Annotated in this window: 17 protein-coding genes; 10 read left to right on the forward strand and 7 right to left on the reverse strand. The window is 61.9% G+C overall.

The annotated features are described in order from the left end of the window. From CTATCC11996_RS07510 to cydX, 8 genes are all read left to right on the forward strand, one after another. Nucleotides 1-775 (forward strand): electron transfer flavoprotein subunit alpha/FixB family protein (locus CTATCC11996_RS07510; RefSeq protein ID WP_003074758.1); only part of this gene is annotated, 775 nt, incomplete at its 5' end. A 140-nt stretch (nt 776-915) separates the two neighbouring features. Further along, on the forward strand, nt 916-2,046 hold the full coding sequence (locus tag CTATCC11996_RS07515) for an ABC transporter substrate-binding protein (protein WP_003074760.1): 1,131 nt from the start codon (nt 916-918) through the stop codon (nt 2,044-2,046). Nucleotides 2,047-2,326: 280 nt separating this feature from the next. Further along, a complete protein-coding gene (locus CTATCC11996_RS07520) occupies nt 2,327-3,283 on the forward strand; it encodes an NAD(P)H-dependent flavin oxidoreductase (RefSeq protein WP_003074763.1) in 957 nt (318 codons plus the stop codon). A gap of 240 nt (nt 3,284-3,523) precedes the next feature. Beyond that, a complete protein-coding gene (gene cydD / locus CTATCC11996_RS07525) occupies nt 3,524-5,257 on the forward strand; it encodes a thiol reductant ABC exporter subunit CydD (protein WP_003074766.1) in 1,734 nt (577 codons plus the stop codon). Next, the gene (locus CTATCC11996_RS07530) at nt 5,254-6,978 is read left to right on the forward strand and encodes an amino acid ABC transporter ATP-binding/permease protein (protein ID WP_003074767.1); all 1,725 of its coding nucleotides are present in this window, start codon (nt 5,254-5,256) and stop codon (nt 6,976-6,978) included. Before cydD ends, CTATCC11996_RS07530 begins: the two co-directional genes overlap by 4 nt. Nucleotides 6,979-7,009: 31 nt before the next feature. Beyond that, nucleotides 7,010-8,599, forward strand: coding sequence for a cytochrome ubiquinol oxidase subunit I (locus CTATCC11996_RS07535; RefSeq protein WP_003074769.1), 1,590 nt, complete (start codon nt 7,010-7,012; stop codon nt 8,597-8,599). A gap of 13 nt (nt 8,600-8,612) precedes the next feature. Beyond that, nucleotides 8,613-9,767: a cytochrome d ubiquinol oxidase subunit II gene (cydB, locus tag CTATCC11996_RS07540; RefSeq protein WP_003065741.1), complete on the forward strand. Its 1,155-nt coding sequence runs from the start codon at nt 8,613-8,615 to the stop codon at nt 9,765-9,767. A gap of 104 nt (nt 9,768-9,871) precedes the next feature. Further along, entirely contained in the window at nt 9,872-10,012 is a 141-nt protein-coding gene (gene cydX, locus CTATCC11996_RS07545; protein WP_003053063.1) for a cytochrome bd-I oxidase subunit CydX, read from the forward strand. A gap of 74 nt (nt 10,013-10,086) precedes the next feature. Here cydX and eda read toward each other — a convergent pair whose 3' ends face one another. The 6 genes from eda to CTATCC11996_RS07575 all read right to left on the reverse strand — a co-directional run bounded on the left by eda (nt 10,087) and on the right by CTATCC11996_RS07575 (nt 16,154). Next, the gene (gene eda, locus CTATCC11996_RS07550; RefSeq protein ID WP_003074771.1) at nt 10,087-10,734 is read right to left on the reverse strand and encodes a bifunctional 4-hydroxy-2-oxoglutarate aldolase/2-dehydro-3-deoxy-phosphogluconate aldolase; all 648 of its coding nucleotides are present in this window, start codon (nt 10,732-10,734) and stop codon (nt 10,087-10,089) included. Next, nucleotides 10,719-12,566, reverse strand: a complete 1,848-nt coding sequence (gene edd, locus CTATCC11996_RS07555) for a phosphogluconate dehydratase (protein WP_003074773.1) — start codon at nt 12,564-12,566, stop codon at nt 10,719-10,721. Before edd ends, eda begins: the two co-directional genes overlap by 16 nt. Nucleotides 12,567-12,670: 104 nt before the next feature. Further along, the gene (locus CTATCC11996_RS07560) at nt 12,671-13,678 is read right to left on the reverse strand and encodes a TRAP transporter substrate-binding protein (protein ID WP_003074774.1); all 1,008 of its coding nucleotides are present in this window, start codon (nt 13,676-13,678) and stop codon (nt 12,671-12,673) included. A gap of 124 nt (nt 13,679-13,802) precedes the next feature. Continuing rightward, complete coding sequence (locus tag CTATCC11996_RS07565) at nt 13,803-15,083, reverse strand: TRAP transporter large permease (RefSeq protein WP_003074776.1); 1,281 nt, start codon at nt 15,081-15,083, stop codon at nt 13,803-13,805. A gap of 6 nt (nt 15,084-15,089) precedes the next feature. Continuing rightward, the gene (locus CTATCC11996_RS07570; RefSeq protein ID WP_003074778.1) at nt 15,090-15,596 is read right to left on the reverse strand and encodes a TRAP transporter small permease; all 507 of its coding nucleotides are present in this window, start codon (nt 15,594-15,596) and stop codon (nt 15,090-15,092) included. Nucleotides 15,597-15,617: 21 nt separating this feature from the next. After that, nucleotides 15,618-16,154 carry a gluconokinase gene (locus CTATCC11996_RS07575; protein WP_003074781.1) on the reverse strand — a complete coding sequence of 179 codons (537 nt, stop codon included), beginning with the start codon at nt 16,152-16,154 and terminating at the stop codon, nt 15,618-15,620. 182 nt (nt 16,155-16,336) lie between these two features. Here CTATCC11996_RS07575 and gntR point away from each other — a divergent pair, with 182 nt between their 5' ends. Further along, on the forward strand, nt 16,337-17,410 hold the full coding sequence (gntR, locus tag CTATCC11996_RS07580; RefSeq protein ID WP_034348419.1) for an HTH-type transcriptional regulator GntR: 1,074 nt from the start codon (nt 16,337-16,339) through the stop codon (nt 17,408-17,410). A gap of 10 nt (nt 17,411-17,420) precedes the next feature. Here the strand turns inward: gntR and CTATCC11996_RS07585 are convergent, their stop codons facing one another. Then, nucleotides 17,421-18,005 carry a GbsR/MarR family transcriptional regulator gene (locus CTATCC11996_RS07585; protein WP_003074786.1) on the reverse strand — a complete coding sequence of 195 codons (585 nt, stop codon included), beginning with the start codon at nt 18,003-18,005 and terminating at the stop codon, nt 17,421-17,423. 250 nt (nt 18,006-18,255) lie between these two features. Here CTATCC11996_RS07585 and CTATCC11996_RS07590 point away from each other — a divergent pair, with 250 nt between their 5' ends. Continuing rightward, nucleotides 18,256-19,428, forward strand: coding sequence for an acyltransferase family protein (locus tag CTATCC11996_RS07590; protein ID WP_003074789.1), 1,173 nt, complete (start codon nt 18,256-18,258; stop codon nt 19,426-19,428). Nucleotides 19,429-19,446 lie beyond the last annotated feature (18 nt).

The following is a 19,446-nucleotide window of genomic DNA, read 5'->3' on the forward strand; positions in this document are numbered from 1 at the left end:
TGTCTCCAAGGTCATCCACGCCGACGGCGCCAGCCTCAAGGACGGCCTGGCCGAGAACGTGGCGGCCCAGGTGCTGGCACTTGCTGGCAACTACAGCCACATCCTGTTCCCCTCGACCGCCTCGGGCAAGAACGTGGCTCCTCGCGTGGCCGCCAAGCTGGATGTGGCCCAGATCAGCGACATCACCAAGGTCGACTCCGCCGACACCTTCGAGCGCCCCATCTACGCGGGCAACGCCATCGCCACCGTGCAGTCCGCCGATGCCGTCAAGGTCATCACCGTGCGTACCACGGGCTTTGACGCAGCAGCTGCCACTGGCGGCTCGGCGGCGGTGGAAACGGCGGCTGCCGTGGCCGACAGCGGCAAGAGCGCCTTTGTGGGCCGCGAAGTGACCAAGAGCGACCGTCCCGAACTGACGGCAGCGAAGATCATCGTCTCCGGCGGCCGTGCTCTGGGCTCGGCCGAGAAGTTCACCGAAGTGATCACCCCCCTGGCCGACAAGCTGGGTGCGGCCATCGGCGCGTCGCGCGCTGCGGTGGATGCGGGCTACGCGCCCAACGACCTGCAAGTGGGCCAGACGGGCAAGATCGTGGCGCCCCAGCTGTACATTGCCTGCGGCATCTCGGGTGCGATCCAGCATCTGGCGGGTATGAAGGACTCGAAGGTGATCGTGGCGATCAACAAGGACCCCGAGGCACCGATCTTCTCGGTGGCCGATTACGGTCTGGAAGCCGATCTGTTCACGGCCGTGCCCGAACTGGTCAACGCGCTGTAATTTGGCGCACATCAAAAGAGGGGCTTCAAGCCCCTCTTTTTCCATGGGCGCCTGGCTCGTACAGGTCAGGTCATCAACAATAATTCGGCAGCTGCATGGGCGCTTCAGACCCACTGCATTGATGGAGAGGGAGACTCTGAATGAATCGCAAGCATTGGGTGTTGGCGCGAGCCGGTTTGGTCGCGATGTGTGCAGGTGCTGCTTTGGTGGCGCAGGCCTGGACGGTTGGGCAGGTGGCCCCGATGTCAGGGGCTGAAGCCAGTCAGGGGCGGGCCTATGCGCAGGGCATGCGTCTGTACTTTGACCAGGTCAACAAGGCCGGTGGCGTGCAGGGCCAACCTGTGGAGTTGGCTGTGCTCGATGATGTAGGCCACCCTGAAGAGACCGTGACCAAGACGCGCAAGCTGCTGAGCGAATCCAAGCCCGTGGTGCTGGCAGGCTATTTCGGCAATCGCAATCTCTCGGCCTTGCTGGAGAGCAAGGCTCTGGATGGCTCGCAGATTCCACTGGTGGGTTATCAGAGCACGGACACCCGTGTGCTGGCATCGCCCCAGATGTTCTCCACGCGTGCAGGGCTTGCCGAGCAGGTCGCAAAGATTTCCACCCACCTGGCCACCGTAGGCATTACGCGGTTGGCGTTGGTGTTCGAGGAGCGTCCCGATGCGCAGGAGCTGACGGCCTTGGTGACCAAGGCCGTGAACCCCAGCGGGGCCAAGCTGGTGGCATCGGCCATGCTCAAGAGCCGAGGTGGCACGGACAAGGCTGTGCGGGAGCTGCAGACCGCGAAGACTTCGCCTCAGGCCATTCTGTTGGTGGCTTCCAGCCCTGCCACGGCGGCATTTGTCGAGGCATATCGCATGGAGGGCGGTACCGCTCAGGTCTATGCCACGGCCGAGGCCGATATCGAGCAGTTGGCCAAGCGCCTGCCTGTGGAGTACATGAGCGGTCTGTCGATTGCCCAGGTGGTTCCCAGTCCCTACAAGGTATCGGGCAAGCTCAACAAGGAGTTTCGCGACGCGACGATTGCTGCAGGCAAGTCCCTGGACGTTCCGGTGAGCTTTGCCATGATGGAAGGCTTTGTGAATGCCAAAGTCATCGTTGAGGCCATGCGTCGCAGCCAGCCGGTGACGCCGGAAAAAATGAGTGCTGCCTTGCGCGGGCTGGAGTCTTATGACCTGGGCGGCTACTGGGTGAACTTCAAGCCCGGGCAAGTGGGATCCAAATATGTGGACCTGTCCATCGTCAATGCCGCCGGGCGTGTGACACAGTAAGAAACCAAGGCCTGACGCAGCACCGCGTTCAGGCCTTTTTTGCGGCCGCTCCCATCACGATGCTCCTCCGTACACAGAGAAGGCAAAAACTGTTGCCCTGGGGACAGGGAGTGGCGCCATGGCAGGCGAAACTGGCCAAAGGCCAGTCGGACGGCTTCACCGTCGGCACATGCAAACGGTGAGCCGCCCTTCGAACTGCTTCTGAAATAAGAGCTGCTTGCGTATTTGGAACAAACGCTACAGCCCTTTTTTATTTATAAAACGAAGAAGGAGACAACACATGTCCAAGCTGCCACCCGCCCTCAAAAAGCTGGCTTTGCCTGTCATCGGCTCGCCGCTTTTCATCATCAGCAATCCCAAGCTTGTCATTGAGCAGTGCAAGGCCGGTATTGTCGGCTCCATGCCTTCTCTCAATGCCCGTCCTGCCGAGCAACTGGAGGACTGGCTGGCAGAGATCACCGAGACTCTGGCGGCCTGGGACAAGGCCCATCCCGATCGTCCTTCGGCACCATTCGCCATCAATCAGATCGTGCACAAGAGCAATGACCGTCTTGAGCACGACATGCAGGTCTGCGCCAAGTACAAGGTGCCCATCATCATCACCAGCCTGGGCGCGCGTGAAGATGTGAATCAGGCTGTGCATAGCTGGGGCGGTGTGGTGCTGCACGACATCATCAACAACAAGTTTGCGCGCAAGGCCATTGAAAAAGGTGCCGATGGCCTGATCGCCGTGGCAGCCGGTGCTGGCGGCCATGCGGGTGTGAAGAGTCCGTTTGCCCTGGTGCAGGAAATTCGCCAATGGTTTGACGGCCCTCTGGCGCTGTCCGGCTCGATTGCCACGGGTGGCTCTATTCTGGCGGCCCAGGCCATGGGGGCGGACTTTGCCTATATCGGATCGGCCTTCATTGCGACCGACGAGGCGCGCGCCGTTGAAGCCTACAAGCAGGCGATTGTCGAAGGCAGCTCCGACGACGTGGTCTACAGCAATCTGTTCACAGGCGTGCATGGCAACTATCTGGCGCCTTCGATTCGTGCGGCCGGTCTGGATCCGGAAAACCTGCCCGAATCCGACCCCAGCAAGATGAACTTTGGCGGCGGTGCGCAAAAGGCCTGGAAGGATATCTGGGGCTGCGGCCAGGGTATCGGTGTCATTGACAAGGTGCAGTCCACGGCGGAGCTCGTGGCTCGCCTCAAGCGTGAGTACGCCGACGCCAAGGCAAGCCTGCTGGTTGCCTGAGGCAGTTCACTATCTTCTGTGCCAACGGCGTCCTCGGACGCCGTTTTTTATGGGCGGCTTACTTGCTTGATGTTGCTCAAGCACGACTTTTGCGAGGGTTAACCCTTGTCAAATCGCTTCGGAGTTGATGCGTATCAATGTAGGCCTGGTCCTGCAATTGGCTTTTGCATATCAAGTCATGATGATTGTCAAAAGAAGAGTAGTATTCCGTTAATTTCAGTAAATACTGAAAATTGAGAAATGCAGCACACCCCTTCTTCCCCCATCGACAATCGGACCGATACAGCACATGCCGAGTTGGCGAGCGTCATCCGTCGCCCCAGCGCGGGTGCTGTGTGGCAGGTGTTTGCCGGGCTGATATGGCTGCCACAGGCAGCCTTGCTGGCCTGGGCTGTGCAACTCATGGCCAACGGTCGGGGCATGGCGGCCGTCTGGCCCATGGCGGCTGGCGTGTTGTTACTGGGCTTGCTGCGAGCCTGGGCAGAAGGTCATGGTGGCATGCTGGCCAACCGTGCTGCGCGCGCGCAGCTGAGCAGCTTGCGCGCCCAGGTGGCGCAGTCGCTGGCTCAGACATCGCCGCTGGACAAAAGCCGACCGGCCTCGGGTCAGGCCGCCAGCGCCATGGCCGAGCAGGCCGAGGCCATTGTTCCGTGGCTGGCGCGTTACCAAAGCGCGATGTGGCGTGTGCGTCTGCTGCCATTGGTGATTCTGGCTGCCGTGGCCTTGCAGTCATGGGTAGCGGCTCTAATTTTGATGGTTGCCGCGCCGCTGATACCGCTCTTCATGGCGATCGTGGGCTGGCGTGCCAAGGCGGCTAGCGAAGAGCAGATGCTGCAGCTCGGACATATGAACGCTTTCTTGCTGGACCGCCTGCGCGGCCTGAGCACGCTGCGTGCTCTGCATGCCGTGGAGCTGACGGGCCAGCGATTGCGTGACCATGCCGAAGACCTGCGCACCCGCACCATGCGCGTGCTGCGCATTGCCTTTCTGTCTTCTGCGGTGCTGGAGCTTTTCTCGGCGCTGGGCGTGGCCATGGTGGCCGTCTACATAGGCTTTCACCTGCTGGGTACGCTGAATTTCGGCGCCTGGGGCAGCAAGCTCGGTCTGGGTCAGGCCATGTTCGTGCTGCTGCTGGCACCGGCATTCTTCGATCCGCTGCGCGATCTCTCGGCCGTCTGGCATGACAGGGCCGCCGGCGAGGCAGCACTGCAGACCTTGCAGAGCATGCAGGCTCAGTCCGTGCAGATTGTCGGTGCACAGCATGTCATCGATCCGGTGCTTCCGGGAAAAGCATCTCTATCGCCTGTCCGCCCTGTGTCTGTCTGCATTGCCGACCTTGAGGTTCAGGCGCCGGGCAGCGACTCCCGGCTCGCCCCCCTGTCTTTGCAGCTAGAGGCCGGAGAGCATGTGGCGCTGTGGAGTCCCAGCGGCAGCGGCAAGTCCGTGCTGCTGGCGCAAATTGCCGGCCTCTTGCCAGTGCAGCAAGGCCGTATCGAAGTCGACCGGCAGACGCTTGAGGCCGGCAGCGCAACGCAGCTGCGCCAGCGCATGGCCTGGCTTGGACAGCAGCCCCATGTCTTTGCCGGCTCGGCCGCGCGCAATATTGCGCTCGGGCGCAGCTATGTAGGGCCCGAGCAGGTTGCCGAAGCTACGCAGCAGGCAGCACTTGATGAGACCCTGGCGCATCGCCCCGGCGCAAGCCTGGGTGAGGGCGGTGCAGGACTTTCCGGTGGCGAGGTGGTGAGGCTAGCTCTGGCGCGCATGGCCGCGCAGACACAGGCGGGACTGTTGCTGGTCGATGAACCTACCGCTCATCTGGATCCTGAGACAGCGACCCAGATCACGCAGTCTCTGCGCCATCTGGCCAGGGGGCGCACCATGCTGGTCGCCACCCACGATGCGCAACTGGCCGCTGCCATGGATCGTGTGATCGAACTGCCGCTGCTGCGACGAGTGCAGGAGCCGCAGCCATGAAGATGCGAGCCATTTCAATGTGCGAGATGCTGAAGCTGCTGGGCCAGATGGCGCCGCGCAATCTCTGGCTGGGCGGTGCCGCCCTGGCTGCGCTCACTGTGCTGATGGGCATGGCTTTGCTGGGCTTGTCGGGCTGGTTCATCACGGCCACGGCCCTGGCCGGGCTGGTGCCAGCCACAGCCTTGGTGTTCGATGTGTTCATGCCGTCGGCCGGCATTCGTCTGCTGGCTGTGGGCCGAACCGGCGCCCGTTATGCCGAGCGCCTGGTGACCCACGATGCCACGCTGGCCGTGCTGGCCGCTTTGCGCCAGAGACTGTTTCTGAGCTGGGCCCGCCCGCAGGGCGCCCGCCTGCTGCTGCAGCGCCCGGCAAGGCTGTTGCAGCGTCTGACCTCCGATGTGGACGCCCTGGACAATCTTTATCTGCGCCTGCTGGTGCCTGCCGTAGCGGCGCTGGGCGCGGCCTTGCTGGCGGCTCTGGCCTACGGATTCATGCGCTGGTGGCTGGGCCTGTTGACCCTTGCGTGGCTGCTGCTGGCTGGCTGGGGCATTGCCCTGTGGCATGGTTTGCGCAGCCGCAAGGCCGCCGTACGCCGTGCCATGGCACTGGAGACCATGCGTGCCCAGACCGTGGATCTGGTTGCAGGCCAGACCGAGCTGCTGATGGCAGGCCAGTTGCCTGCCCAGGTGCAGCAAGTGCTGCACAGCGATGCGCGCTGTGCCCAGGCCGATGAGCGGCTTTATCAATCCGAAGCGGCTGCCGCCCAGGCTTATGGCGCGGTGTCTGCCATTACCTTGAGCGTATCCGTGCTGCTGATGGCCTGGTTGATGGAGCAGGGCCGTATCAACGCGCCGGTTGCCGCTCTGGGTATTTTGATGGCACTGTCGGCAATGGAGCCGTTTGCCGCTCTGCGCAGAGGGGCAGAGCAGGCCGGGCGTACGTGGCTGGCGCTGCGCAGGCTGGCTCCCCCGCTGGCGGCCAAGGCCGAAGTGGCAGGGAAGCCGCAGCAGCCCGAGCAGAAGCTGGCCGTCAGCCTGCAGGCTGTCCGGCTTCGTCAATTGGGTCCGATAGACCTGAACGTGCGCCAGGGCGAGCGCGTGGCGCTGATCGGCAGCAGCGGTGCAGGCAAGACCAGCTTGCTGCATTTGATGGCGGGTGAGCTTCAGCCGGACGAAGGCGTGGTTCAGGCCCGCAGTTGCAGCTGGATGACACAGAGAACCGAGCTTTTTCAGGACAGCCTGCGCAACAACCTGAGGCTTGCCGATGCCGCCGCTGACGACGAGCAACTGTGGGGCGTCCTGCAGGCTGCGGGTCTTAGAAGCGACGTCATGGCCCTGCCACAGGGGCTGGACACCATGCTGGGTGAAGGTGGCATGGGTCTGTCCGGGGGCCAGTCGCGCCGGCTGGCACTGGCCAGACTGCTGCTGAGCCCAGACCGCTGCTGGCTGCTCGATGAGGTGACAGAGGGACTGGATGCCGTCACTGCTGCCGATGTGCTGAAGCGGTTGGTGCAGGCGGCTGAGAGTGGCGCGCGAACGCTGATTTTTGCCACGCATTGGCAGCGTGAGGCGAGCTTCGCCGACCGCATTGTGTATCTGCAGGCAGGACGGGTGAGGGCGCAAGCGCTGCGTGGCACCCCAGAGTTTGAGCAGCTGATGGCAAGGCTGCGACCCGATGCGCTGGGTGCTGTTGCACCTCAGTACATATGTTTTTCCGATTGATTTTTGAAGTACCGAGAGAAAGGACCTGACCATGGACCTCGATATCGTCGATTTATCGCGACTGCAGTTTGCGATAACGGCGCTCTACCACTTTCTGTTTGTGCCGCTGACACTGGGCCTGTCCATACTCGTCGCCATCATGGAGACGGTGTATGTGATGACCGGACGTGCCATCTGGCGCGACATGACCAAGTTCTGGGGCGTGCTGTTCGGCATCAACTTCGCCATGGGTGTGGCAACAGGCGTGGTGATGGAGTTCCAGTTCGGCATGAACTGGAGCTACTACAGCCACTATGTGGGTGACATCTTTGGTGCGCCGCTGGCGATCGAGGGTTTGATGGCCTTCTTCATGGAGGCGACCTTTGTCGGCCTGTTCTTCTTTGGCTGGGATCGCCTCTCCAAGGTCAAGCACCTGATCGTCACCTGCCTGATGGCCATAGGCACCAACTTCTCGGCGCTGTGGATTCTGGTCGCCAATGGCTGGATGCAGAACCCCGTGGGGGCGACTTTCAACCCCCAGACCATGCGCATGGAAGTGAATGACTTCTTTGCCGTGCTCACCAATCCCGTGGCGCAGGCCAAGTTCGTGCACACGGTGTCGGCGGGCTACGTCATGGCCTCGCTGTTCGTGCTGGGCATTTCGGCCTGGTATCTTCTCAAGGGTCGTCACATTCATCTGGCCAAGCGCTCGATGACGGTGGCCGCATCCTTTGGTCTGGCTGCTTCGCTGTCGGTGGTGGTGCTGGGTGACGAATCCGGCTATCTGTCATCCGAACACCAGAAGATGAAGCTGGCGTCGATCGAAGCCATGTGGGAGACCGAGCCCGCACCGGCCTCTTTCACGGCCTTTGGTTTCCCCGACCGCGAGGCGCGCGAGACCCACTTTGCCGTGCACATCCCGTGGGTCATGGGCCTGATCGGTACGCGTTCGCTGGACACCCAAATTCCCGGCATCAACGAATTGGTCAAGAGCGCGGAAGGCAATATCCGCAACGGTATCGACGCCTATGACGCGTTGCAGACCATTCGCAAGGCAAGGAGCGATGCCGAGATTCCCGCCGAGGCACGCCTGCGCTTTGAGAACAATGGCTCCAACCTGGGTTACGCCCTGCTGCTGATGCGCTATGTGGATGATCCCCGCAAGGCGACCGAAGCGCAGATCCACCAGGCGGCAATGGATACCGTGCCGCCGGTGGGGCCGCTGTTCTGGACCTTCCGCATCATGGTTGCCCTGGGCATGTTCTTCATCGTGCTGACCGGCACCTTCTTCTGGCTGGCTGCCCGTCACAGGCTGGATGCCTACCCCTGGCTGCTCAAGGTTGCCGTGTTCTCGATCCCGCTGCCCTGGATTGCCGCCGAATGCGGTTGGGTGGTGGCCGAGCTGGGTCGCCAGCCCTGGATCATTGAGGGCGTGCTGCCCACGGCCATGGCGGTTTCCAATCTGGGCGCGAAGACGCTGTTGCTGACCATTGCCGGTTTCGTGCTGATCTATACCGTGCTGCTGGTTATCGAGCTCAAGCTGATGGTCAAGGCCATCAAGAAGGGCCCCGAGCATGAGAGCGAACCCCACCTCAGCCTCTACGAACCCATGATCAAGAAGCTGGCACGCGGCCAAAGCTGAGAGGAGCAACCAAATGATCTTGCATGAACTTATTTCATATGACGTGCTGCGCCTCATCTGGTGGCTGCTGCTCGGCGTGCTGCTGGTGGGCTTTGCCGTCACCGATGGCTTTGACCTCGGCGCCATGGGCCTGCTGCGCGCCACGGCCAAGACCGATGTCGAGCGCCGCACGGCCATCAACTCCGTTGGCCCCGTGTGGGAAGGCAATCAGGTGTGGCTGATTCTGGGTGGCGGCGCCATCTTTGCAGCCTGGCCTCAACTCTATGCCGTGTCCTTTTCGGGCTTTTACCTGGCCATGTTTGCTGTGCTGGTGCCGCTGATCCTGCGTCCCGTGGCGTTCAAGTTCCGCAGCAAGCATGAAGATGCGGCCTGGCGCAACCGCTGGGACTGGGTGCTGTGCATCACGGGCCTGGTGCCTGCACTGCTGTTCGGCGTGGCCGTGGGCAACGTGATTCTCGGCGTGCCATTTCGTCTGGGCGACGATATGCGCATTTACTACGACGGCAGCTTCTTCGGTCTGCTCACGCCTTTCGCACTGCTGTGCGGTCTGGTCTCGTTGTCCATGCTGCTCATGCATGGTGCGGCCTGGCTGATGTTCAAGACCGATGGCGAAGTCGCCAGCCGCGCGGCCAGGTACGGCACATGGTTTGCCGTGCTGACCACTGTGCTGTTTGCGGCCGCCGGCCTGTGGCTGGCTACAGGCATCAACGGCTATGTGATCACCAGCGAGATCAACCCCGTCGGTCCCTCCAACCCCTTGAACAAGACCGCAGCCGTGGCGGCCGGTGCATGGATGGCCAACTTCAAGTCCTATCCCTTGCTCTGGCTGGTGCCCGGTATCGGCCTGCTCATGCCGCTGATCGTGGCCATCGGTTTGCGCAGCCGTCGCGAGTGGCTGGCGCTGCTGGCAAGCGGCCTGGCGATTGCCGGAATCATCCTGACCGTGGGTGCGGCCATGTTCCCCATGATCCTGCCCTCCAGCATCGATCCACGCTTCAGTCTGACGGTCTGGGACTCGTCTTCCAGCCATGTCGTGCTGTTCATCATGCTGGTTTGCGTGCTGATCTTCCTGCCCTTGATCCTGGCCTATACCAGCTGGGTGTACTCGGTGCTGCGAGGCAAGGTGGACGTGAAAGCCATCGTGACCGGCCAGGGCCACTCATATTGAGATGGGATGCCCCTCAGACGCCATGCTGCGTTCTTCCTTCTGTGTGAGGGGCGGTTCGATTATTGTTGGCCCATGCATTGGATGGGCCGAATGAAAGGAAACTTATGTGGTATTTCGCCTGGTTGCTGGGTCTGCCGCTGGCAGCAGCCTTTGCCGTGCTCAATGCGATATGGTTCGAGCTGATGGATGACGAGGCAACGCGTCGCAAGCTTCTGGAGCGAACCAAGTCGCTGCCGGATGCCTGAGTCGCCAAGACGAGGAAAAGCCCGATCGGCTTAGAGCTGACCGGGCTTTTTTTATGGATGAGGCCTTGTCTTGCTCAGGCCGTGCGCGAGCTTCTCAACGCTTGCGTGGCCTGGGCCAGCTCGGTGATTAGTGACCAGTTGCCACTCTCCACGGCACTGGCGGGGAGCAGCCAGGAGCCGCCCACGCAGACCACATTGGACAGCGCCAGAAACTCCGCCGCGTTGCCGGGCGAAATACCGCCCGTGGGGCAGAAACGCAGCTCCCCGAACGGACCTTGCCAAGCCTTGAGCATCTGGATGCCGCCAGACTGCACGGCGGGGAAGAACTTGAGCTCGGTAAAACCGTCTTCCTGAGCCATCATGATTTCGCTGCTGGTTGCGACGCCGGGCAGCAGCGGCAGATCCAGATCGCGGCAGGCCTGGCCCAGCTTGCCGGTGTAGCCGGGGCTGACGGCAAACCTGGCGCCGGCCAGAGCAGCTGCTGCGGCATCGGCCGCATTGCGCACGGTCCCCGCACCGACGATGGCCTCGGGCAGCTGCCTGGCGATGGCCTCTATGCAGGCCAGGCCCTGAGGCGTGCGCAGCGTGACCTCCAGAACCCTGATGCCGCCTGCCAGCAGAGCTTTGGCCATGGGAACGGCATGCTCTACGTTGTGCAGCACGATGACCGGAATCACCGGTGCATCCTGCATGATGGACAAGGCGGTCATTTGAGCAGCCATGTGCAAGCTCCTTCTTCTGCGCTCAGCGCATTGCGCCGGAATCCGGCAAACAGTTCACGGCCCAGGCCGCGGTGATTGGCCTGCTGCAGCTCGGCGGGCATGATGGCCAGCGGTCTGGCCTGCCACTCGGCATCTGTCAGCTCGGCATGCAGCAGACCGGCGGGGGCATCAAGCACGATGACGTCGCCGCTTTGCACCTTGGCCAGCGGGCCGCCTGCCAGTGCTTCGGGACTGACATGGATGGCGGCCGGAACCTTGCCCGATGCACCGCTCATGCGGCCGTCGGTGACCAGGGCCACGGCATAGCCCTTGCCTTGCAGAACGGCCAGCGGAGGTGTGAGCTTGTGCAGCTCGGGCATGCCGTTGGCCTGCGGCCCCTGCCAGCGCACTACGCAGACGACGCCATTGAAGCCATTGGTTTGGCAGGCTTGCTCCAGCGCACCGGATTTGAAGGCCGCCTGCAGCTCATCCTGCGAATCAAAGACCCATGCCGGTGCCCGCAGTGCGTGGCGATCTTCGGGTACGGCGCTGATCTTGATGACGCTGCGGCCCAGATTGCCTTTGAGCAGCTTCAATCCGCCCGTAGGGCTGAAGGGACGACTGGCGGGGCGCAGAACAGTGTCATCGCCGGAGATGCCCGCATCCTGCCATTGCAGCTGACGGTTTTCGACATGCGGGATGCGCCCAAAGGCGGCCAGACCCTCGGGCCTAACCGTAAGTACGTCACCATGCATGAGACCAGATTGCAGCAACTGGGCGATCACGTAGCCGGGGCCGCCTGCGGCCTGGAACTGATTCACATCGGCGCTGCCATTGGGGTAGACGCGGGCCAGCAGGGGAACCACCGAGGACAGCTGCTCGAAGTCATCCCAGTCAATGATGATTCCGGCTGCGCGGGCCACGGCTACCCAGTGGATCAGGTGATTGGTGGAGCCGCCAGTGGCCAGCAGGGCCACCATGGCGTTGACGATGCAGCGCTCGTCCACGACATGCCCTATGGGGGCAAAGCGGCGGCCCCGGGTGATGGACAGCACGGTACGCATGGCTTCGCGTGTAAGCAGTTCGCGCTCCGCGTCAGCGGGGTTGATGAAGGCGGTGCCGGGAACATGCAAGCCCATGGCTTCGAGCAGCATCTGATTGCTGTTGGCCGTGCCGTAGAAGGTGCAGGTACCCTGGTCATGGTAGGCCGCATTTTCTGCCGCCAGCAGCTCCTGCCGGCCGACCAGGCCCTGCGCTGCCTGCTCGCGCACTTTGGCCTTGTCGCTGTTGGACAGGCCCGAAGTCATGGGGCCGGCAGGCACGAACACCATGGGCAGGTGGCCGAAATGCAGGGCTCCGATGAGCAGGCCGGGAACGATCTTGTCGCAGACGCCCAGCATCAGGGCCGCATCGAAAGTGTCATGTGTGAGAGCCACGGCGGTGGACATGGCAATCGTGTCGCGGCTGAACAGGCTCAGCTCCATGCCCGGCATGCCCTGGGTCACACCGTCGCACATGGCGGGCACACCGCCGGCCACCTGGGCCGTGGCGCCGTTGCGCCTGGCCTCGTCTTTCAGAATATCGGGGTAATGCGCAAACGGCGCATGGGCTGAGAGCACATCGTTATAGGCCGTGACGATGCCGATATTGGGGCCTTTTTCCTCAACGATGCGAATCTTGTCCGTGCCGGGCAGCGCCGCAAAGGCGTGGGCGACATTGGCGCAGCCCATGGTGCGTACTTGTGGAGGGCGCGCGGACATGGCATCGACCTGTGCCAGATAGTCGGAGCGGCTGGCGCGGCTGCGCTCCTGGATGCGCCGCGTCACCTGGTCCAGAACGGGGTGAAGTGCCATGATGAAAGTCCTTGGGCAGCAAGGTCGGTGCCTGGGGCGCAGGCCTTGCCTTGGAATGAGTCAGAGCCATGCCGGGGCATGGCTCCATGGTTGCGCGCTTAGGCTTATTTGGCGCGAGCTTGCTTGACGGCTGCCTGCACAGAATCCCAGGTGCCTTGACCCACGGATTTGGCAATGCCGGCATTGACGGCGCCGAGCTTGTCGCGCATGCGGCCTGCTTCGGCGGCTGGCAATTCGTTGACCTGCATGCCCTTGGTCTTGATCTCGGCCAGGGCCTTGGCGGCTTCTTCGCGCGTGTCCTTGCGCTCGAATTCACGGCTCTTGATCGCCGCATCCTGCAGCACCTTCTTCTCGGCAGGGCTCAGCGTGTCCCACCACTTCTTGCTGACCGTCACGATCCAGGGGCTGTAGACATGGTTGGAGACGGTCAGGTACTTCTGCACTTCATAGAACTTGCTCGACAGCACCGTGTTGAAGGGGTTTTCCTGACCGTCCACGGCCTTGGTTTCCAGCGCCGTGAACAGCTCGGAGAAGGGCAGGGGAACGGCATTGGCGCCCAGGGTCTTGAAGCTGTCCAGGAAGACGTTGTTCTGCATCACGCGCAGCTTCACATCCTGCAGATCTTCCAGCTTGGTGATGGGGCGCTTGTTGTTGGTCAGATTGCGAAAGCCGTTTTCCCAATAGACCAGACCCACCATGCCCTTGGGCTCCAGGCTGGCCTTGACCTTCTCTCCCACGGGGCCGTCCAGTACTGCATCGGCTTCCTTGGTGCTGGCAAACAGGAAAGGGGTGTCCCAGATCGCCATTTCGGGCGACAGGCCCACCAGCGTGGCGGTGGAGCCGACCATCATTTCCTGGGCTCCGCCGATCAGGGCCTGCTGCATCTGGGTGTCCGAGCCCAGGGAGGCGTTGCCGATGGTGCGAACCTTCATCTTGCCGCCACTGGCTTTTTCCACTTCCTTGGCGAACATGCGCACTGCTCGGCCCTGGTTTGAGTCTTCCACCAGGCCATAGCCGAACCGCACCAGGCGGGGTTTGAAGTCCTGCGCCTGAACGGCACCTGCGGCCAGCAGCATTGCCGTGAGTCCTGCGACTGCAAATTTGATACGCATACCCGTCTCCTTGCTTGTTTGGGTCTGAGCCCTTTGGTTGAAGTGAAATTGGCCTTTGGTGCTTATGTGGTAAGCGTTGGCAGCTATTGATTTGAGAGTTCTTGAGATCGTCATGGCCTGGCCCTCAGTGCATCCACTTGAGTGGCGCGGTCACCAGTTGCGGGAAGAGCACGAACAGGGCGGCCAGCAGCACATAGACCATCAGGAAGGGATTGGTGCCCTTGATCACGGTCTCCATGCGCAGCCTGCCCACGCCCGCCACCACGTTTTGCACCGTTCCCACCGGAGGGGTGATCAGGCCGATACAGCCCACATAGATGAACATGAAGCCGAAGTACACCGGATCGATGCCGGCCTTGACGGCCAGCGGCGCGCAGACCGGACCGAAGATCAGGATGGTCGGGGTCAGATCCATGGCGGTACCGACCACGAGCAGGAAGAGCATCATCACGGCCATGAAGAGCATGGGCTGATCCAGCAGGCCCGAGAAGCTGTCGGCCAGCATATTGGGCAGGTCGGCGAGCGTGATCATGTAGGCGGTCACGGTGGCCGCACCGCAGAGGAACATCACCACGGCAGTGGTCTTGGATGCGCCCAGGAAGACTTCGTAGAGTCGGGTCCAGCTCATCTCCCTGTAGACCACCATGGAGACAAACAGCGCATAGACCGCGGCCACCACGGCGGCTTCGGTCGGCGTGAACACGCCACCCTTGAGGCCGCCCAGGATGATGACCGGCATCATCATGGCCCAGAAGCTCTTGGCCAGTGCCTTGAGGCGCAGGCCCCAGCTCACGCGCTCACCCGAGGTCAGCTGGTATTTGCGCGCGATGAACCACCAGGCGGCAATCAGAAAGCCGCCCATGAACAGGCCGGGCACGACGCCCGAGAGAAACAGCTTGCTGATGGAGGTGTTGGTGGTGACGCCGTAGATCACGAACGGCATCGAGGGCGGAATGATGGGGGCGATGATGCCGCCTGATGCCAGAAGGCCGGCGCTGTAGCTGTCGGGATACTTCTGGTCGCGCATCATCGGCAGCAAGATGGTGGCCAGCGCGGCGGTGTCGGCAATGGCCGAGCCGCTCATCGAGGCCAGCAGCACGGCCGCGCCGATGGCTACATAGCCCAGGCCGCCTGGAATATGACCGACAAAGGCGCGGGCCAGATCGATGATGCGGCGCGACAGGCCGCCGGCATTCATCAGCTCGCCTGCGAGGATGAAGAAGGGCACGGCCAGCAGCGGGAAGTTGTCAAACCCGGCTTGCAGATTCTGTGCGAGCAGCTGGGTGTCGAAAAAGTCCAGGTGCCACATCAGGGCGACGCCGGTGAGTATCAGTGCATGGGCAATCGGCATGCCGATCACCATGCCGCCTATCAGCACGGCGAGAAAAATCAGGGTGACGATCATGGCGCCTTACTCCACGCTGGTTTCAGAAGACTCTGTCGGGGTGCCGCGCAACATGTCGCGCACCACAACCAGCAACATGCCTATGGCCAGCACCAGCGTCGCCGCTGCGCCCAGAGCCAGGGGATAGCCCAGCACGGTGCTGTAGCTGCTCCAGCCGGCAACGACCTGCTCCCAGGAGCCCCACAGCAGCAAGGCCATGCAGGCACCGATCAGCAGCTGCGAGACCCAGAAAAGGACTTTGCGGGTTGCAGGGCCGACCCGCGATGTCACCATGTCGAAGCCCAGATGGGCGCCTTCAAAAGCCGCCACGATGGCGCCGATGGCCACCAGCCACACAAACAGCAGGCGCGAGATCTCCTCATAGGAGACGATGCTGGTGTGAAAAACGTAGCGCAGCACCACGTTGACGAAAACGGCAATCACCATGCCGGCCAGGGCCAGCACCATCAGGCCTTCGGCCAGGCGCTTGAGCCATGGCTTGCGGCCCTGTGCCTCTTTGCGATCTTCAGACATTGGCTGTCTCCTGCTGTTTTTTTATGCTTGGGATTCGCGCCTTGCCCATTGCCGGGCCGCGAGCGCGATATCGTTGAGGTTCATGGTGGCGCTGACGGTCAGGACATCAGGCTCCTGACGCGGGTCTTCCAGCGTCGTGAACTGGTTGGCCACCAGGTCGGGCGAGAAAAAATGCCCGGGTCGGGTCTGGACGCGTTCCAGGGCCGTGGCGTAGTCGAGATCGAGAAACACAAAACCCAGTTGCTGGGCGCTGCGCAGCTGGTCGCGGTACTTGCGCTTGAGCGCCGAGCAGGTCAGCACCAGGCCGTGTTCGGCATCTGCCTGTGCCAGTCGCTGCGCCAGGCGTTCCAGCCAGCCTTCGCGGTCGGCGTCCGTCAGGGCGATGCCGGCCTGCATCTTGGCCACGCTCTGGGGGGAGTGGTAGCTGTCTCCTTCCACCAGGGCCCACCCCAGTTGACGGGCGATGGCTTCTCCTGCGCTCGATTTGCCACAGCCGGAAACGCCCATGACGACCAGTGCCGACATGGTGCCCGGAGGCTGGATCTTGCTTTGATTCATTTTTGGATAGCGCTATCCGGTATGGTTAAAAAATGAGCAGCTTGCTGCGTTCTGCGATTGGCTTCAGACCTCGGTCGAAGGCAAGTCAGTGCTTTCATCAAGCTGCTTCCACAGACTTCATTTCAAGTCTGGATAGCGCTATCATAATCAAGAAACCTCAGGCATCTGATTAGGAGATTCCCTTGCCTCCCGAGACCCGTACCAAGAGTGAAACCCCTGCAGACAGCGCATCTTCAAGGCGATCTCGCGCCAGCGGGCGTGTCACCCTCAGCGATGTGGCACAGGCTGCGGGCGTGAGTCCGATGACGGTCTCCAGAGCCTTGCGCGGAGAGCGCAGAGTGGCTGCTGCCCTGGTCGACAAAGTGCGTGAGGTTGCGGCTTCTCTGGGCTATGTGCCCGATCTGGCAGCCCGCGCGCTGGCTTCGCAAAAAAGCACCCAGGTACTGGTGCTGGTGCCCATGCTCTCCAACACCTTGTTCGTGGAGGTCCTGGAGGCGGTGCACAAGGTGCTGTTTTCCCAGGGCTATCACATGCTGATCGGCGTGACCCACTACGACCCGGCGGAAGAAGAGCAGTTGCTGCGGGCCTATCTGCCCATGCGGCCTGCCGGCTTGTTGCTGACCGGGTTCGACCACAGCGAAGAATCGCGGAAACTGCTGGCTGCCAATCCCGTGCCGCGCGTGCATCTCATGGAGTTGCGCGAGCCCGGCACCGGTCCCGATTGCTACAGCGTGGGTTTCTCGCAGATTGCAGCTGGCGCTGAAATGACCCGTCATCTGCTGAACAAGGGATACAGACGCATCGCGTTTTGCGGAGCCCAGCTCGATGCGCGTGTCATGCAGCGCCTGGAGGGTTATCGGCAGGTGCTCAAGCAGGCCGGTCTGTATGACCAGAGCCTGGAGATACTCAACCCCGAGCGCTCATCGCTGGCGCTGGGTGCAAGGCAGTTCGAGACGCTTCTCAAGGCGCAGACTACGGTGGATGCCATCTTTTTCTGCAACGACGACATTGCACAAGGCGCGTTGCTGGAGGCCAACCGCATGGGGGTCAAGGTGCCGCAGCAGGTGGCGATCGCGGGGTTCAACGACCTGCCTGGCAGTGATCAGATGGTGCCGCCTCTGACAACCATCCACACACCCAGAGATGAAGTGGGCAGCAAAGCTGCCAGCATGCTGCTGCAATTGCTGGCAGGGGACGCCGTCAGAGAGGTCAGTGTGGATCTGGGCTTCAGGCTGGTGCCCAGGGCCAGCACCTGAGTTGTCGGAGTCAGGCTTGTGTGCCTGACTTGCCTCGCCCGGTAATCTTGTCCTTCAGATCCAGCAGTCGCGTCACGGCCGAGCCCATGCCCATGAGCTGCATGGCGGTCTCTGGCGACAGACGCTGCACATCGTCAAACCAGCTCATCAGCTTGTCGATGAGTTCGTGCATATCGCGCATGCGCTGCTGGGCGTAGCGTTCTTCGTCGGTGCTGGCTTCTTCCATCATGGCAGCACGCAGCATGGATTGCGTGGGTTCGATCTCGCGGCGGCGTCGCTCTTCGGCCAGTCGCTTGAAGATTTCCCAGACATCCTCGGGTGCCTGGAAGTATTCGCGCCGGTCGCCGGGCTGGTGACGCAGTTGAACCAGCCGCCAGGCCTGCAGCTCCTTGAGCCCCATGCTCACATTGGAGCGCGAGAATTCCAGCGTGTCTGCAATCTGGTCTGCGTTCAGCGGCTCGGGCGAAATGAACAGCAGGGCATAGATCTGCCCCACGGTGCGATTGATGCCCCAGCGGCTGCCCATCTCGCCGAAATGCGAAACAAATTGTCGGCTCAGCTCCGACAGTGGTTTGGCTTGCGTCATGGCCTCCATTGTGCCTTTGCCCTGGGTTTCCAGTGGGGCAGGGAAATCAAGCCGGAGTGCAATCGCTCTGTTTTTTTCATGCTTGGCGCATGAAGCCTGCGCAGATATGTTTCGTAAAACTTGCAACGCTGTCAGCAAATTGTTGGGAATCGGCGCAAAATCGCCATCCTGTTTTAAGTCGGCTTTTTTACGTTGCCTGTTGCCAGGCAAACTCACCCTGCCGCCGGGCAGCCTATGGGCTGCAGGCGGCCGTGATCTGATGGTTCAAAGTTCTATTTCCTCTCATTCCCGCAGCGCGCTGATCGACTGCACCAAAGGCCTGGCTTGTGCCGCCATCGTTTGGCATCACCTGGCTTTCTACGGACCCATGTCCGATGTAGCTCACCCCGTCATGCCCGACCTGCTGGACTGGCTCTATGAGTACGCCCGCATGGCCGTACAGATCTTTCTGGTGATCGGCGGTTTTCTGGCTGCAGCCAGCCTGGCTCCCATGGGCCTGGCGCGGTTTGATTCACCCTGGTCCAAGATCGGCAAGCGCTTTGTACGCCTGGTCGTGCCTTATGCCGTGGCACTGGTGGTGACGATTGTGGTGTCTGCGGCGATTCGTCCCTGGTTCGACCACGAGTCCGTGTCTGCCGACCCCGATCTATGGCAGCTCATGGCTCATGCTTTGCTGCTGCAGGGCATTGTGGGCGAGGAGTCACTGTCGGCTGGCGTCTGGTATGTGTCCATAGACTTTCAGTTGTTCGCCGCGACCGTGCTGCTGCTGGCTGGCGTGCGCTGGCTGCAGCAATGGGCGCTGAAACGCTGGGGCGATACGGCCATGAAGCGCTGGTGGCCCTGGGCTGTGACTGGCATGCAGGGGCTGGTGGTTGTGGGGACGGCAGCTTCGTTGCTGAGCTTCAATCTCGATGCAGACCTGGATGTCTGGGCGATTTATTTCATGGGCGCCTATGGCGTCGGCATGATGGCCTTCTGGGCAGTGGCGGCAGACAAGCGCCTGACGGCCTGGAGCTGGGGCCTGCTGATTGCAGCACTGATCATCGGCGCGCTGGTCTATGAGTGGCGTGACCGCATTTTTCTCGCTGGCGTGACTGCGATGCTGCTCATCGTCTGCATGCGTACAGAGGCCATTGCTCGCTGGCAGGGTCTAGCTCCGCTGCGTCGCCTGGGAGAGATTTCCTACTCGGTGTTCCTGATTCACTTTTCGATCTGCCTGCTGGTCAATGCGGTGGTCAACCATTTCTGGCACGGTTCGGTCACTGCCGCAGTGGTGGGCATCCCGTTTGCCTTTGTGCTTTCACTGACTGCTGGCTACGCGCTGTATCAACTGGTGGAGCGCCATGTTTCGTCATGGAGTCAGGCCCTGCGCTGGCAGGCAGGCTTGATTGGGGCGGGTCTGCTGACCACCATGGTGGCCGGCTTGCGCTGAGTCTGATCCTTGCAACAA

Source organism: Comamonas testosteroni ATCC 11996 (assembly GCF_000241525.1).
Classification (GTDB): Bacteria; Pseudomonadota; Gammaproteobacteria; order Burkholderiales; family Burkholderiaceae_C; genus Comamonas; species Comamonas testosteroni.